Below are 14,443 nucleotides of genomic sequence, written 5' to 3'. Positions count from 1 at the left end.
TATTTGTACTTTACTAAGCGGATTGCCGCAACCACCGACCTCAACGCTATTTTAATATAAACGCCATTTGTAAACTTCTATATGTCGCTATTAGTTGAGCTGAACACTTTTAACACGGGTGCCGGCAACTTAACCGTTTTTGAAAAAATTATCCCTGGCACGATCAAGCGTGTATTTTACATTTATGGTGCGGGCGAAACCCAACGGGGCGGGCACAGGCATCACAAAACCTGGAATGCGCTCATTTGCATTCATGGAAGCTGCCGGGTGTATTGTAATGATGGAGAAAAGGAAGATTATTTCTTGTTGGACAACCCTATTTCCTGTCTCATCCTCGAACCAAAGGACTGGCACATTATGGATTCATTTTCTGAGGACGCTATTTTGCTGGTGCTTTCCAATGAATACTATGACATTGCCGACTACATTGACGAGCCCTATTTGCAAAAACAGATCGTATCGCAATGATCCCTTTTCTGGATTTAAATCAGGTAAATGCGCCTTATATCAAAGCCATTGAAGAAGCATCATTGAGGGTCATCCGTTCTGGATGGTATATTCTGGGCAATGAGCTGAAATCTTTTGAGGCATCGTTTGCAACATATTGTGGTGCAACACATTGCGTAGGCGTTGCCAATGGTTTGGATGCCATTACGCTGATCACGATGGCATTTGATTTCCCGGAAGGAAGCGAAATAATCGTTCCTGCGAACACGTACATTGCGTCTGTTTTGCCTGTCGCTTATTTGCGGTTTACACCTGTATTTGTAGAGCCCGATCCTGTGACAATGCTTCTGGATCCGGACAAGATCCTGGAAAAAATCACTTCAAAAACAAAGGCAATTATTGCTGTTCACCTTTACGGGCGGAGTTGTGAAATGGATCCCATTATGGCGCTTGCAAAGCAATATAATCTCAAAGTCATTGCAGACGCAGCACAAGCGCATGGCGCGATTTATAAAAACAAAAATGTTGGCTGCCTTGCCGATGCGACTGCATTCAGTTTTTATCCAACTAAAAATCTTGGCGCCCTGGGTGACGCCGGCGCAATTACAACTGATGACGAGTCACTTGCCAAAAAAATAAGAAATCTTCGTAATTACGGATCAGTCGTTCGCTATAGGAATGATTATAAAGGTGTTAACAGCAGGCTGGATGAAATTCAGGCGGCAATATTGAATGTCAAACTGCCTTTTCTGGATCCCGAGAATGATCGCAGCCGCGCCATTGCTGAGCGTTATCTGAGTGAAATTCGCGTGAAAGATCTTGTTTTTCCGCCGGGAGATCAGGTTCAGGATGATGCATGGCATTTGTTCGTCATCAGGCATCCCAATCGTTCCGAATTAGTGGCATATTTAGATGCGCATGGCGTGCAGACCAACGTGCATTATCCACTGCCAATTCATAAACAACAGGCTTTTATAGAATATCAAAACCTGGATTTGCCGATAACGGAGCAAATTCATGAACAAGTGATCAGCTTACCGTTAAATCCTGTGCTGACAGACGAAGAGGTGTCTTATATCATTCAAACCGTTAATCAATTCGATAATAAGCGATGAAATTATCCGTGGTAATCCCGGTATATAACAGCGAAAAGACGATCAGGCCGCTGGTAGAAAATTTGCAGTCCGCATTATCGGAAATCAGTTTTGAAATTGTAATGGTGAATGATGGGAGCCGGGACGGATCGGAGCGGGTCTGTAAGCAATTGGCAGAAAACTACGCCAACGTCCGTTTCATTTCTTTACGCAGGAATTACGGTGAATTTAATGCCGTAATTTGCGGCCTCAACTGGGCTTACGGCGACTATTGCGTTATGATCGACGACGATTTTCAAAATCCTCCGGAGGAAATTCTTAAACTAATTCAGGTTGCTGAAAGTGGAGATAATGATGTGGTTTACACTTACTACGCTAAAAAACAGCATTCGACGGGGCGGAATTTGGGAAGCAAGCTGGTTAACTGGCTTACCAGTTATTTGTTGAACAAGCCAAAAGACCTTTATTTGTCCAGTTTCAAGCTGATCCGGAAGGAAGTGGTTCGGGAAATCACCAAATATCAGGGTCCATATCCATACATTGATGGTCTGATTTTCAGGATAACCCGCAATATCGGAACGGTTCAGGTCGCGCATTTGAAGCGGGAAGAGGGCAGTTCAAATTACAACTGGAAAAAACTTATCTCGCTGTTTCTGAACATTTTATTTTGTTACTCCGCACTTCCGATCCGCCTGTTTATGCCGATAGGGCTGGGGTTGTTTATGTTCGGCTTTTTGCTGCTGTCTTATCTTACCCTTCAATGGGTCATCGGGCCGGATCCGAAAGGGTGGCAGGTTGTAACGGCCACATTGATCTTCATAGGAGGCATTCAATGCACATTACTAAGCGTTTTAGGGGAATATATTGGCAAAAGTTTTATGGCGCAAAGCGGTCAGCCGCAATACGTTATAAAATACAATAGTGCAGAAGCATTATGATCGGCAACAGACTCGAATATGAGCGCATGTTTGATGTTGAGCGCGGGCTGTGGTGGTATCAGGTGCTGCACGAAAAGGTTTTAAATCAGCTCAAAAGACATTTTGGAAAAGACAATAAGAACCTGCGCATCCTCGACGCGGCCTGCGGAACCGGTGGTTTGTTGTCCTTTTTAAAAGAAGCCGGATATCTTAATCTTGTCGGATTTGATTACTCCCAGGATGCCATTGACTTTTCCCGGCAGCGCAGTTTGAATGTTGGTTTTGGTGATTTGAAAAATGTTTCTGCATTTCAACCTGGTGAAACATTTGATGTGATTTGCTGCAATGATGCGCTGTATTTTCTGACAGATTCCGAAATCATTTCAGCATTAATAGCATTCAAGAGAAAACTAAATGCTAATGGGTTGATTATAATTAACATTCATGCATTCGAGGTATTTTCCGGAACACATGATCTCGCCGTGGGCAGTTTCAGGAGGTTCAAACTCGATCAATTCATACATTATGCAACGGCTGCGGGCTTGAACATTCATCGCAACACTTATTGGCCTTTCGCATTGTCACTGCCTATTTTGGCTGTTCGGCAATGGCAGAATTACCGCATCCGTAAGCAAAAAATAGATGTTGATCAATTGGATTCCGATGTCAAATTTCCGGGTGAAATGATCAATTCAATACTTAAAGCGATTACAAAAACTGAACAATTGCTGATTCCCAAAGCTCCGTTCGGGAGTTCGTTGTTCCTGGTAATGAACTCCAAAGATTAGTTAAAGGGATTATTTTTTGGAAAAACCTGAACTGTTAATCTTATCAAATAAATCCTTCACTTCGCCAATTCTAGCTGCGCCATTGATCTCGAAATAGATAAATGTTTCCAGATCGCCGCGGTGCATGGCTTGGTTCATATCACCGCTCTGCGACTTGTGACAAGCTTTCACCCAGTCCGCCACGATCATGTAACTGTGTTTTTTGTCCTCTCCAAATCCATATGTTCGGTCAAATTCAAAAATAGGCGCCGTCAGATTCACTGCCGTTTCCGGATAACCGTCGAGCCGCATGAAGCTTGGTGTATAGCCTTTATTTTGTGATTGTCCGCCCAATACAATTGGCTTTTTAGCGCCTTTGTAACGCTGAACTGCCCTTAATGCGCTTATTGAAGCCGTTTTGTGATGTGCGTGCTGGCCTTCGCTCGGAATGAGACAAAATATAAAATCGTAGTTTCCTCGCGCCAGAATTTCGTCCAGACGGCTCTCCACATATTTAATATTCCAGTTTTTCCCTTCGAGATAAGGCTTTTCATTTTTGTTATAGTAATCGTCGAGCTGATCCAGAAAGAAGAAATTTCTGATCCCAAGCACTTCGCCCGCTGCGAGCATTTCCTTTTTCCGGATCAAAGGCAAATGTTTCCTTCCAACCACAGAATCAACGAGGTTCATGCCATAATAAGACGAAGCGACCAACCCATTGTAACCACCTGAAGCATCGGTGATCAGTGCCAGATCGGCCGAACCTTTGAGCTCGTGCGTAATCTTGAAAATGGTCACCGGAAACATTGTTTCATCATCCGGGTGCGCGGTAACAATCAGAATCCTCGGACTTTGCGCATAAGACGCGAATGAAACGAGGAAAAAAACGAAAAGATAAATGTTTTTCATGCGGACGATTTCTTTAAGTGACGTGTTATGAACTCATAAAACATTCAGACAACATGGATTTACAGCTTAAAGGGAAAACAGCATTTATCAGCGGTTCTACCCAGGGGATAGGGTTTGCCATCGCCCAAAATTTGTTAAAAGAAGGCGCAAGCGTTGTAATCAACGGCAGAACGGCCTCAAAGGTAGAAGACGCCGTAAAGCGACTACAAGACATTGTTCCGAATGCTGACGTATCTGGCATAGCGGCAGATTTTTCAAAAGTAGATGAAATCGATGCGTTGTTGCAGCGCTTGCCGGAAGTTGACATTCTTGTTAACAATGCCGGCATCTTCGAACCAAAAGCATTTACAGAAATTACAGATGCGGATTGGATGAAATTTTTTGAAGTGAATGTGTTGAGTGGCGTGCGTTTGGCGAGACATTATTTTCCAAAAATGCTTGCGAAAAATTGGGGTAGGATCATCTTTATTTCCAGCGAATCTGCCGTGAACATTCCCGAAGAAATGATTCATTATGGCATGACAAAAACTGCACAATTGGCTGTAAGCAGAGGTTTGTCAGAGTTGACGAAGGGCACTAATGTTACGGTTAATTCCGTTTTACCAGGCCCTACGAAGTCAGAAGGCGTTGCAGATTTTGTTAAGCAGTTGGGCGATGCCAATCAGGTTAGTGCCGAAGAAGCGGAAAAGGATTTCTTCAAAACTGCCCGGCCGAGTTCACTGCTGCAACGTTTTGCATCGGTTGAGGAAGTTGCAAACCTTGTCACTTATGTTGCCAGCCCGCTTTCCTCGGGAACCAACGGCTCAGCATTGAAGGTTGACGGCGGCGTCGCCAAGTTTATACTTTAAAAGATAAAGCTCTTGCCTTTCCAAGCATATTGAAAGGTGCTTTTTCTGGAACGATCATTCTTAAATATTTGTCTGTAAATCATGGCACGTAACAAATCGTTTGAACCGGAAGAAAAGTTAGGAAAGGCAAGAGATCTTTTTTGGCAAAAGGGATATCAGGCCACCTCCATGCAGGACCTTGTCAACACCATGGGCCTGAACCGTGGAAGCATTTATGACACTTACGGGGATAAGCACAGCTTATTTTTAATGTGCCTTAAAAGTTACGCGGACAGCCTTCTGGACGAATATTTGAAAGCAGCGGAAGGTGCCAAATCTCCCTTAAAGGCAATCGAAAAAATCGTAAGACGAGCAGCGCTCCGGACCATTGAAGAAGGCAAAACTTGCATGGGCGTGAAGTCTGCTTTCGAGCTGGCGTCTGTCGATGAGGAAGTGCACGGAATTTTGAAAGAGAATACGGTGAGTATTGTCAGTGTGTTAAAGGAGTTGCTTAAAAAAGCGCAGAAAGCAGGAGAAGTCAACCCTAAGCGCGATCCTGCGGTGCTCGCCAATTTTATAGTTTCCAATTTTACCGGTTTTTGGCAGCTTTATCTGGTCTACGGTGATGCAGATCTTGTAAAGGAGCAGGCTGAATTTTTGGTAAAATCAATTAAGAAGTGATGCAAGTAGTCAATTATTGAATGTTCGTTCAATAATTTTATTTTAAAAGGCCATGTCAGAATTAATTAAAGAACAAGCATATAGATCAAGCTTTATAAATATCAGCAGGCAAGGAGATCCGTCCGTACTAACTTACAATGAGGACGTTATAGCGGAACCGGGCCCGGGAGAAGTGAAGATCAGGCAGGCAGCCATCGGGCTGAACTTTGTAGATACCTATTTTCGTAGCGGCGCTTTTCCGGTCAGGACATTTCCGTACATTCCAGGCATTGAAGCAGCTGGTGTAATTGACGCCGTTGGGCCTTGGGTTTCTGATTTTAAGGTTGGTGACCGGGTTGCGTATCATTTTATTCCCGGCGCTTATGCTGAAGTGCGTGTTGTGGGAACGCATCAACTGGTGCACGTTCCCGATGGCGTGACATTAGAAGATGCTGCTGCGTTGCTGGTTAAAGGATTTACAGCCAGAATGCTGGTTAAGGAAACTTATCAGATAAAACCTGGTGACACAGTGCTTGTACATGCTGCTGCCGGCGGCGTGGGACAGTTGGTTTCGAAGTGGGCAAAAGCGCTCGGAGCGACGGTTATTGGCACAGTGGGTTCTGAAAGTAAAAAGGAAATTGCCCTTGCTAATGGCGTTGACCATGTATTTCTGGTCGATTGCTCAGGTTTTGCAAAATCCGTTGCAGAAATAACAGGCGGTGCAGGAGTAGATGCTGTATATGATGGCGTAGGCCGCGACACGTTTGCGGAATCCATTGGCCTGATTCGAAAAGGAGGAAAAATTGTTTTGTACGGATCATCATCCGGCCAGCCCGAACATATCGATCACGCTGCATTACGGGCGAAGTCGATTAATATGCTCACGCCTGTCCTGAATGCATACATTACGGATTATGACAGTCTGCAATTGTTTGCGAAAGACACATTTGATGCCTTGCAGTCAGGCATTTTTGGCAAGCTCGCCATTACGCAATATCCCTTATCACAAGCGGCTCAGGCGCATAGCGACATTGAATCGAGAAAAACGACCGGGTCTGTAATTATGATTCCGTAGTTGCCGGCTTAGCAAAGCAATTCAGGAAGCAGGATGTTGTGCTGCGATTCTTTCCCACAAAATCCCCGTCACCATTCCGGCCATACTCGCAATCAACCCATAAATGAGCGGAGGATATTCGGTTTTCAGATAAGCGCAAATCAGCCAAACGACGAGTCCCAAAGCCATTGAAATAATGCAGCCGAGCTCATTTGTGGCTTTCCAATAAAGGCCAGCTGCCAGGGGGACAAACAGCGAAACGAGGCTGAATGCAGACGATTCTGCAACAAGTTCGAAGATGCTGTCGCCGCGTAAAGCCAGGAAAATGCAAACAATGGTGATGACAACTATTCCGCAGCGAATGATTTTTAGCAACTGCTGATCGCTCATTTCGGGGTTGAAGAATTTGAAAATATTTTCTCCCAAAACCGCTGCCGGCGCCATTGTGGCACTGCTCGTCGTGCTCAAAATGGCCGAAACCAATGCGCCAAAAAAGACGATCTGCAACGGAACGCTCATATGCTTCAAAACCATGTTGGGAATAATGAGCTGGCCATCCTGATCTGACTCAGGATAAAGGTGATGCCCGCAAAGCCCGATGAAAAGCGGAAGCAGCGCAATGGTCAAATACATGAGCGAGGATAGCAATGTTGCTTGCACAGCAACGTTTGCTGATTTGGCAGACATAACCCTTTGAAATACATCCTGTTGTGGAATAGACCCAAGTCCGATTGTAATCCACGCTGCAAAATATTCGACTGAGGATTTTAATGTGAAGTCGGGATAAAACTTGAAAAACCCCGGTGGAGCGGCTTCAATAAGGGGCGTAAATCCGCCTACTTTGTCATAGAGCACAGCCGCAACGACAAACAGCCCTGCAATGATCATAATGGTTTGTATAAAATCGGTAATTGAAATCGACCACATTCCGCCCCAGATCGTATAAAGGATCACAACGATAGAGCTGCCCAAAACACAGGTTATCAACGACCAGCCAAGCACGACTTTCAGCACAATGCCCATTGCGAGGAGCTGCGCGGCTATCCAGCTGAAATAGGAAGGAATAATGAGCATTGCGGACAGCAGTTCTGCTTTGCGTCCGTAACGGATCCGGAAAAAGTCGCAGAACGTGATAATGTTCATTTTGTAGAAACGCCGGGCGAAAAACAACCCAACCAGCAGCAGACAAAGCGATGCGCCGAACGGATCTTCAATCACACCCAGCAAGCCGTTTTCAACAAATTCTGTGGGCGCACCCATGATCGTTTCTGAGCCGAACCAGGTTGCAAATGTCGCTGATGCAGCCAGCACGAGCGGTAAACGCCTTCCTGCAAGTACAAAATCCTGTGTTGTGGAAATTCTTTTGGAAGCCCATAATCCAATTCCAAGGTTAGCAAGCAGATAAGCAAGAATCGCGAAGGCGAGCATAGAAGTCTGGTTTCTCAACAATGTTCGTGAAACCAAATATATACAAAAAGCCGTATGACCAGGGCTAACCCCGAACATACGGCTTTGCAATTTATCTCAACGCATTATCTCGGCCCGCGCGTCCTGTTGCGCTGACCATAATGGTTGCCATTATCATATTGTCGCCTGTAAGCTTTGTTGCTATAACGGCTTGACCTGTAACGATCAGCATGAACAACTCTCGGATGACGTGGTTTCACGACAACGACCCGGGGTGGTGGAGGCGGAACCCGATAATATCGCGGGCCATAATATCCATAATCATAACCCGGATTATGCGATCTGTATGTACAGGAGGAAATGCTTATTGCTGCAATAATCGTCACGATAACTGACAGCATCAATTTGTTTGATCTCACGGCTTCGTTCGTTTTGTACTGTTGATAAAACGATTTTGCCCGCTTAATAGTGCCCGATTGCAGACTTTCGACCGTTTGGCTAGGATTCCAAATAGCAGTTATCCACACTTGTTGGAAAGGCTAAATGTAGCGTAATTGACTCAAAATGCATGAAATACAACTTTGTTAACAAGTTATCCACAGCACGATTGTGGATAACTTGTTAACAAACATTAGCAACTAAGCTTCAACGTCGTAAATCAGCACGCGCTCCCAAAGGTGAGCACATTCTTCAACGAATTTTTTGTGAAGCGGGTGAACCTGATACACATCGTGTGCAGCCTCATCTGCAAAAACAAGGATTTCAGCAAAGTCATAAGTTGCGTCGATAACCGGACGGCGCGTTGCTGCTGGTGGGCCAATGTAGACGGAATCAATGGATTCAATCGCTTCCAGAGACTTTATGCCGGTAAGCAGTGCCTGACGGGCTTCTTCGTTATCTTTTTCTTTAAGCCAAAAAAATACGTTGTGAACAAACATGGAAAGTTGTTTATGAGTTAGAAAATATATTAAGGATTCATTTGTTTGAGGGCAGTTTCAGGGACATTTTCTGCAATAGGATTGATGAAAGCCCTTTCCAGTTTGAATGAGAAAGTTGTTCCCTTTTCCGGTTTTGACATGACGGCAATTTTGGTGTCATGCCCGTTCAGAATGTGTTTTACAATCGCTAATCCAAGCCCTGTGCCGCCTATTTCTTTGCTTCTGCTTTTATCAATGCGGTAAAATCTTTCGAAGATACGGTTCAAATGTTCATGGGGAATGCCCGGGCCGTTATCGCGCACCGCGACTTCAATGTACTTTTTGCCTTCATTGAAATGCACGATTACTTTTCCACCTTCATTTCCATATTTGACGGCATTTTCGATCAGGTTTAGCATTACTTGTTCCATGCGGTCTGCATCTGCCAGCACCCACACTTCGGTCATGTCATCGGGTTTGACTTTCAGCGATACATTTCTGTCGTTCGCAATGTTTTCCAGCCTGCTAAATATATTTAAAACCAGCAGCCGCATGTCCAGCGGTGCAATATTCATCTTAATGTCCCCCGTTTCCATTTGGGATAAAACAAGCAGATCTTTCACAAGCACGTCGAGACTGTCGAGATTTTTAGCCGCTTTAACTAAGAAGCGTTCCCTTACATTCTCATCTTCCATCGCACCGTCAAGAAGCGTATGTATGAAGCCCTGCGCGGCAAAAATGGGCGTTTTGAACTCATGGGAAACGTCTGCCAAAAATTCGCGGCGAAACAATTCGAGTTTTTTCAGTTCATCAATTTCCTTTTGTTTTTTGGTAACATAAACAAAAATCTCGTCGTTGATCGTTTTCAGCGGATTTGATTCTGTAATGAGCTTTTTACGTGGCGCAAGATTAAAATCCTTCATTTTGAGCTTGTGGATCGTCCTGTACATTTTGTTAACCTCCCGAAAAACCAGGATGTCAACGGCGTACATGACCAGGAAAAATGAAGAAATAAACGCTGAAATGGCGGAAACAAAGAGCATTCCCCTCGATACGCCTTCTACAAATGCAAGAAAGGAAGTTGTAATGAGTGAGATCAGGAACGCCAGTATGAAGGCAATAAAACGCGGGCTCAGTGACATGATTTAATATAGGTAAGGCTGTCGGCAATCGGCTGTCAGCCATCTGATTCGAGCCTTAAAGTTAACATTCTGTTTTCAAGATTACCTTATCTGCTGTGTAGGCATTTGTTTTAATAACCCATGGTTAACAATGGACGGCCAGTAAGGGCACAAAAAAAGCAGCCTTCGTCTGAAAGCTGCCTGTCATCCGGAATGGGAAGTTAAAATCCTCCCCGGAATTTGTATGTGCTTGACACTTTGTCAATGGCCACAATGTATGCCGCAATCCGCAACGAAACCTTATATTTCAATGATGTTTCGTAAACCTTATCGAAAGAATCTTTCATGATCCGGTCCGTCCGGCGGTTGATGCGTTCCAGCGTCCATTTGTAACCAATGCGGTTTTGGACCCATTCAAAATAGGAAACCGTCACGCCGCCAGCATTGGCAAGAATATCCGGCACAACCATTATTCCTTTTTCATTGATAATGTCGTCGGCTTTGAAAGAAGTCGGTCCGTTGGCGCCTTCCACGATCATTTTGGCTTGGATTCCCGCAACATTCTTCCGTGTAATAACGTCCTCCTTAGCGGCAGGCACCAGCACATCCACAGGCAAAGTCAGCAAATCGTCTCCCGGAATCAATTCGGCACCCGAAAAACCTTCCAATGAGCCTTTGTTGGCGTCTCTGTAAGCCACCGCAGCAGCCACGTCAATGCCTTTGTCATTATAATAAGCACCAGAAATGTCACTGATCGCATGGATGGAGACGCCTCTTTCACGAAGCAGCAATGCGGCATGCGAGCCAACATTTCCAAATCCCTGAACCACAGCTGTTGCGCGATAAGGATTAATGCGCAATTTTTCCATCCCGGCAAGCGCCGAAACCATTACACCGCGACCAGTCGCTTCCGTCCTGCCCAGTGAGCCGCCCAAAACCAACGGTTTGCCGGTAACCACAGCTGGAACGGTCATGCCTTTGGATTTCGAATATTCATCCATCAGCCAGGCCATTTCGCGTGGGCCTGTTCCCATATCCGGCGCTGGAATGTCCTGATCCGGGCCAAAAACATCGAGCAACGCTGTTGTATAAGCACGCATTAACCGCTCAATTTCACCTGCAGACATTTCGCGTGGGTTGCAGGCAACGCCACCTTTTGCCCCGCCATAAGGAATGTCCACCACGGCGCATTTCCAGGTCATCCACGCAGCAAGCGCCCGCACTTCGTCCAGATTTACATCCGGATCAAACCGAATGCCGCCTTTGCTCGGTCCCAGGATCGTGGAGTGGATAACGCGGTAACCTTCGAATGTCTTAATCTCACCAGAATCCATCGTAACTGGCAGACCTACAATAACTTGCTTTCTAGGGACTTTCAGGATGTGATACATTTCCTCTGATATGCCGAGGAGGTCAACTGCTTTGTCAAATCGCTGCATCATGGACTCCAACGGATTTTCTTTGTCCTTGATTGGCGCCGGTTCTATATATGACATTTCTAAATATTTAAAGTATTGATATTAAGTAAGTTAATGAATATTTTCTCATTTCTCTTACAAACATAGTTGATTAAATTTTATAAAAATAAAAAACCAATATTTCTTGAAATAGTATAAAAACGCCTCCGACATAGAATGTTTCAGGAGTTGTAGTAAGCTTAAAATTATGCCGAAGCAATCAGCTTATCCTCCAAATTTCCTGGAAGCATTTGGGCAAAACCTGAAATCACAAAAAACAAAAAAAGGAGGCATAAGTTATGCCTCCTTTCAAATATTGCTAATCTTAGCTTACGCCATTTCCATCTTACCGGAGTTGCGCTTGCGATCGTTTTCTTCCAGATAAATCTTGCGCATACGCATGCTTTGCGGTGTCACTTCAAGATATTCATCTTTCTGAATGTATTCCATTGATTCTTCCAATGAGAAATTGATTTTCGGAGCAATGCGCAAGCCGTCGTCTGTTCCGGATGCACGCATGTTCGTCAATTTCTTAGCTTCCTGCAAGTTAACAACGATGTCGTTCGGACGATTGTGTTCTCCAATTACTTGGCCACCGTAGATTTCATCACCTGGCTCAACGAAGAAACGACCGCGATCCTGCAATTTGTCAATAGTATAACCTGTTGCAGGTCCAGTGTTTTTTGAAATGATTGAACCGCTGATACGTCCTGGAATTGGTCCACGGAATGTGCCGAATTCTTTAAAACGGTGTGTCATTACGGCTTCACCTTGTGTTGCAGTCAATACATTTGAACGCAATCCAATCAAACCTCTTGAAGGAATCTCGAATTCAAGGTGTTGCAAATCTCCTTTCGGTTCCATGATCAGCAACTCACCTTTACGCTGTGTTGCCAATTCGATCACTTTTCCAGCAGTTGATTCAGGCACGTCAACAACCAATGTTTCGATCGGTTCCAGGCGCTCACCTTTTTCATTTTCTTTGAAAAGAACCTGTGGCTGACCAAGTTGCAATTCATAACCTTCGCGGCGCATTGTTTCGATCAATACAGACAAGTGAAGGATACCGCGTCCAAAAACAAGGAATTTATCTTCTGTATCTGTTGCTTCTACGCGAAGTGCAAGGTTCTTTTCAGTTTCTTTCATCAAACGGTCACGAAGGTGGCGTGATGTTACAAACTTGCCTTCTTTACCAAAGAAAGGAGAGTTGTTGATCGTGAAAAGCATGTTCATTGTAGGCTCATCCACCGCAATACGTGGAAGTGGCTCAGGATTTTCAGCATCAGCAAGCGTATCACCGATTTCAAAATCGTCGATACCAGTTACAGCGCAAATATCACCAGCAGAAACTTCCGCCACTTTCACACGGCCAAGGCCTTCAAATATCTGTAATTCTTTGATTTTTACTTTTTTGAAAACGCCGTCCGCTTTGCAAAGCATCATGTTTGCGCCTTCTTTCAAAGTCCCGCGTTTCACACGACCGATTGCGATACGACCAACGAAAGCATTGTAGTCAAGAGAAGTGATCTGCATTTGTGCATTTCCCTCATCAATGACAGGAGCAGGAATCGACTCGATAATCGTATCAAGCAGGAACGTAATGTTGTCCGTTGGTTTTTGCCAGTCCGGCCCCATCCATCCTTGTTTCGACGAACCGTAAACAGTTACGAAATCAAGCTGGTCTTCTGTTGCACCCAGGTTAAACATCAGGTCAAATACGTTTTCCTGAACTTCTTCCGGGCGGCAGTTCTCTTTATCAACTTTATTAACAACCACGATCGGTTTCAAGCCAAGGCCGATTGCCTTGCCTAGTACGAAACGTGTTTGTGGCATTGGGCCTTCGAATGCATCAACAAGCAACAAAACGCCATCCGCCATTTTAAGTACGCGTTCCACTTCACCACCAAAGTCTGCGTGACCTGGTGTATCAATTACATTGATTTTTACATCTTTGTAACGCACCGATACGTTCTTAGAAGTGATGGTGATTCCACGCTCCCTTTCAAGATCATTATTATCAAGGATTAGGTCATCAAACTCCTGGTTATCGCGAAATAACTTTGAAGCGTGAATGATTTTGTCAACCAATGTAGTTTTACCGTGGTCAACGTGCGCAATGATTGCGATGTTACGAATGGCTTGCATTGTTTTATAGATCAATTGTTTACGGTTTTCCTTTCGGCGGCTTAAAACCGGTAGTTAACCGTTTTGCTTTTAGTTTGACTGATATTTTGTCAAATAGGGTGCAAATGTACGGACTTTTTTCGCTGAATGACAGTATTTTACAATTAATTTATTGTTACCAGCTGAAAAAGGCGGTTTGTACTGAGAGAAGTGCAAAATGTTATTTTATTTATTGGATGGTTGCTATTATGATTTTCCGGCATATTGGCGTAAAAACAAAAAAGGAGACGCTAATCTTAGCGCCTCCTTTCCGAACTATACACACTTTAATGAAAGATGGAAACTACTTTCTTTTAAGGAACACCTTATCTATTCCCTCGACGTCAAGCACAATTGAGTCGCAGGCATTTTCTAATGCGGAGAAGGCGTATATGGCTGTCGTGTTATTTGAAAATTTGCTTGCGACTTGAAGCGAATCATTATCTGCCGTCCAGGTAATTTTTGGTTCATTCTGCTTACCGAAGAGCAAACCGCCGTTTTCTGTAAATGTTCCGTTATCCAGGAATGCGACCTCATCGAATTGCATTGGACTGGATTCCAAACTTGCCGTCCACGACCCGATGATATTCTTTTCAAAGTCCGGCGCAACACAAGGTTTTTCTTTATCCTTTTCATCGCATGAAAAAATAGCGAAAAGCACGAAAGCATAAGTCAGGGTTCGCTTCAACATATTTTAGAATTC

15 protein-coding genes are annotated in these 14,443 nt (G+C 44.4%); 7 read left to right on the top strand and 8 right to left on the bottom strand.

Features of this window, described 5'->3' with window-relative positions; all coding sequences use genetic code 11:
* The first annotated feature begins 81 nt into the window (after window positions 1-81).
* Genes AC0IYG_RS22500 through AC0IYG_RS22485 form a run of 4 tightly spaced genes read left to right on the top strand, consistent with a single transcriptional unit; the run spans window position 82 to window position 3,246 of the window.
* Complete coding sequence (locus AC0IYG_RS22500) at window positions 82-468, top strand: sugar 3,4-ketoisomerase (protein WP_471713328.1); 387 nt, start codon at window positions 82-84, stop codon at window positions 466-468.
* Complete coding sequence (locus AC0IYG_RS22495) at window positions 465-1,562, top strand: DegT/DnrJ/EryC1/StrS family aminotransferase (protein WP_471713327.1); 1,098 nt, start codon at window positions 465-467, stop codon at window positions 1,560-1,562. The genes AC0IYG_RS22500 and AC0IYG_RS22495 overlap by 4 nt, the downstream gene beginning before the upstream one ends.
* A complete protein-coding gene (locus tag AC0IYG_RS22490; protein ID WP_471713326.1) occupies window positions 1,559-2,479 on the top strand; it encodes a glycosyltransferase family 2 protein in 921 nt (306 codons plus the stop codon). Before AC0IYG_RS22495 ends, AC0IYG_RS22490 begins: the two co-directional genes overlap by 4 nt.
* A complete protein-coding gene (locus AC0IYG_RS22485; protein WP_471713325.1) occupies window positions 2,476-3,246 on the top strand; it encodes a class I SAM-dependent methyltransferase in 771 nt (256 codons plus the stop codon). The genes AC0IYG_RS22490 and AC0IYG_RS22485 overlap by 4 nt, the downstream gene beginning before the upstream one ends.
* 9 nt (window positions 3,247-3,255) lie before the next feature.
* On the opposite strand, the gene AC0IYG_RS22480 is transcribed toward AC0IYG_RS22485, so the two are convergent.
* Window positions 3,256-4,134 (bottom strand): PIG-L family deacetylase, encoded by an 879-nt coding sequence (locus tag AC0IYG_RS22480; protein ID WP_471713324.1) that lies wholly within the window; start codon window positions 4,132-4,134, stop codon window positions 3,256-3,258.
* 53 nt (window positions 4,135-4,187) lie between these two features.
* Between AC0IYG_RS22480 and AC0IYG_RS22475 the strand changes: the two genes are divergently transcribed.
* From AC0IYG_RS22475 to AC0IYG_RS22465, 3 genes are all read left to right on the top strand, one after another.
* On the top strand, window positions 4,188-4,982 hold the full coding sequence (locus AC0IYG_RS22475) for an SDR family NAD(P)-dependent oxidoreductase (RefSeq protein ID WP_471713323.1): 795 nt from the start codon (window positions 4,188-4,190) through the stop codon (window positions 4,980-4,982).
* Window positions 4,983-5,063: 81 nt separating this feature from the next.
* Window positions 5,064-5,642 (top strand): TetR/AcrR family transcriptional regulator, encoded by a 579-nt coding sequence (locus AC0IYG_RS22470; protein ID WP_471713322.1) that lies wholly within the window; start codon window positions 5,064-5,066, stop codon window positions 5,640-5,642.
* A 52-nt stretch (window positions 5,643-5,694) separates the two neighbouring features.
* On the top strand, window positions 5,695-6,696 hold the full coding sequence (locus tag AC0IYG_RS22465) for a quinone oxidoreductase family protein (protein WP_471713321.1): 1,002 nt from the start codon (window positions 5,695-5,697) through the stop codon (window positions 6,694-6,696).
* 21 nt (window positions 6,697-6,717) lie between these two features.
* Here AC0IYG_RS22465 and AC0IYG_RS22460 read toward each other — a convergent pair whose 3' ends face one another.
* The 7 genes from AC0IYG_RS22460 to AC0IYG_RS22430 form a co-directional block, all read right to left on the bottom strand.
* Window positions 6,718-8,103: a high affinity choline transporter 1 gene (locus AC0IYG_RS22460; protein ID WP_471713319.1), complete on the bottom strand. Its 1,386-nt coding sequence runs from the start codon at window positions 8,101-8,103 to the stop codon at window positions 6,718-6,720.
* A gap of 104 nt (window positions 8,104-8,207) precedes the next feature.
* On the bottom strand, window positions 8,208-8,501 hold the full coding sequence (locus AC0IYG_RS22455; protein ID WP_471713318.1) for a hypothetical protein: 294 nt from the start codon (window positions 8,499-8,501) through the stop codon (window positions 8,208-8,210).
* 219 nt (window positions 8,502-8,720) lie between these two features.
* Window positions 8,721-9,020, bottom strand: a complete 300-nt coding sequence (locus tag AC0IYG_RS22450) for a Dabb family protein (RefSeq protein WP_471713317.1) — start codon at window positions 9,018-9,020, stop codon at window positions 8,721-8,723.
* A gap of 29 nt (window positions 9,021-9,049) precedes the next feature.
* A complete protein-coding gene (locus AC0IYG_RS22445) occupies window positions 9,050-10,141 on the bottom strand; it encodes a sensor histidine kinase (RefSeq protein WP_471713316.1) in 1,092 nt (363 codons plus the stop codon).
* A gap of 200 nt (window positions 10,142-10,341) precedes the next feature.
* Window positions 10,342-11,616: a Glu/Leu/Phe/Val family dehydrogenase gene (locus tag AC0IYG_RS22440; protein ID WP_471713315.1), complete on the bottom strand. Its 1,275-nt coding sequence runs from the start codon at window positions 11,614-11,616 to the stop codon at window positions 10,342-10,344.
* 291 nt (window positions 11,617-11,907) lie between these two features.
* Window positions 11,908-13,722, bottom strand: coding sequence for a translational GTPase TypA (typA, locus tag AC0IYG_RS22435; RefSeq protein ID WP_471713314.1), 1,815 nt, complete (start codon window positions 13,720-13,722; stop codon window positions 11,908-11,910).
* A 322-nt stretch (window positions 13,723-14,044) separates the two neighbouring features.
* Complete coding sequence (locus AC0IYG_RS22430) at window positions 14,045-14,431, bottom strand: hypothetical protein (RefSeq protein WP_471713313.1); 387 nt, start codon at window positions 14,429-14,431, stop codon at window positions 14,045-14,047.
* Window positions 14,432-14,443 lie beyond the last annotated feature (12 nt).

Source organism: Dyadobacter sp. AC419 (genome assembly GCF_979253085.1).
Note: the sequence above shows the minus strand (reverse complement) of the source record. Positions and strands in the feature narration are given on the sequence as shown.

Bases quoted from the DNA above. Each gene is read 5' to 3' on its own strand.
- AC0IYG_RS22490 (WP_471713326.1), top strand. From the start codon at position 1,559: ATGAAATTATCCGTGGTAATCCCGGTATATAACAGCGAAAAGACGATC.
- AC0IYG_RS22485 (WP_471713325.1), top strand. From the start codon at position 2,476: ATGATCGGCAACAGACTCGAATATGAGCGCATGTTTGATGTTGAGCGC.
- AC0IYG_RS22445 (WP_471713316.1), bottom strand. From the start codon at position 10,141: ATGTCACTGAGCCCGCGTTTTATTGCCTTCATACTGGCGTTCCTGATC.
- AC0IYG_RS22470 (WP_471713322.1), top strand. From the start codon at position 5,064: ATGGCACGTAACAAATCGTTTGAACCGGAAGAAAAGTTAGGAAAGGCA.
- AC0IYG_RS22430 (WP_471713313.1), bottom strand. From the start codon at position 14,431: ATGTTGAAGCGAACCCTGACTTATGCTTTCGTGCTTTTCGCTATTTTT.
- AC0IYG_RS22450 (WP_471713317.1), bottom strand. From the start codon at position 9,020: ATGTTTGTTCACAACGTATTTTTTTGGCTTAAAGAAAAAGATAACGAA.
- AC0IYG_RS22440 (WP_471713315.1), bottom strand. From the start codon at position 11,616: ATGTCATATATAGAACCGGCGCCAATCAAGGACAAAGAAAATCCGTTG.
- AC0IYG_RS22500 (WP_471713328.1), top strand. From the start codon at position 82: ATGTCGCTATTAGTTGAGCTGAACACTTTTAACACGGGTGCCGGCAAC.
- AC0IYG_RS22460 (WP_471713319.1), bottom strand. From the start codon at position 8,103: ATGCTCGCCTTCGCGATTCTTGCTTATCTGCTTGCTAACCTTGGAATT.
- AC0IYG_RS22475 (WP_471713323.1), top strand. From the start codon at position 4,188: ATGGATTTACAGCTTAAAGGGAAAACAGCATTTATCAGCGGTTCTACC.
- AC0IYG_RS22495 (WP_471713327.1), top strand. From the start codon at position 465: ATGATCCCTTTTCTGGATTTAAATCAGGTAAATGCGCCTTATATCAAA.
- AC0IYG_RS22480 (WP_471713324.1), bottom strand. From the start codon at position 4,134: ATGAAAAACATTTATCTTTTCGTTTTTTTCCTCGTTTCATTCGCGTCT.
- AC0IYG_RS22465 (WP_471713321.1), top strand. From the start codon at position 5,695: ATGTCAGAATTAATTAAAGAACAAGCATATAGATCAAGCTTTATAAAT.
- typA (WP_471713314.1), bottom strand. From the start codon at position 13,722: ATGCAAGCCATTCGTAACATCGCAATCATTGCGCACGTTGACCACGGT.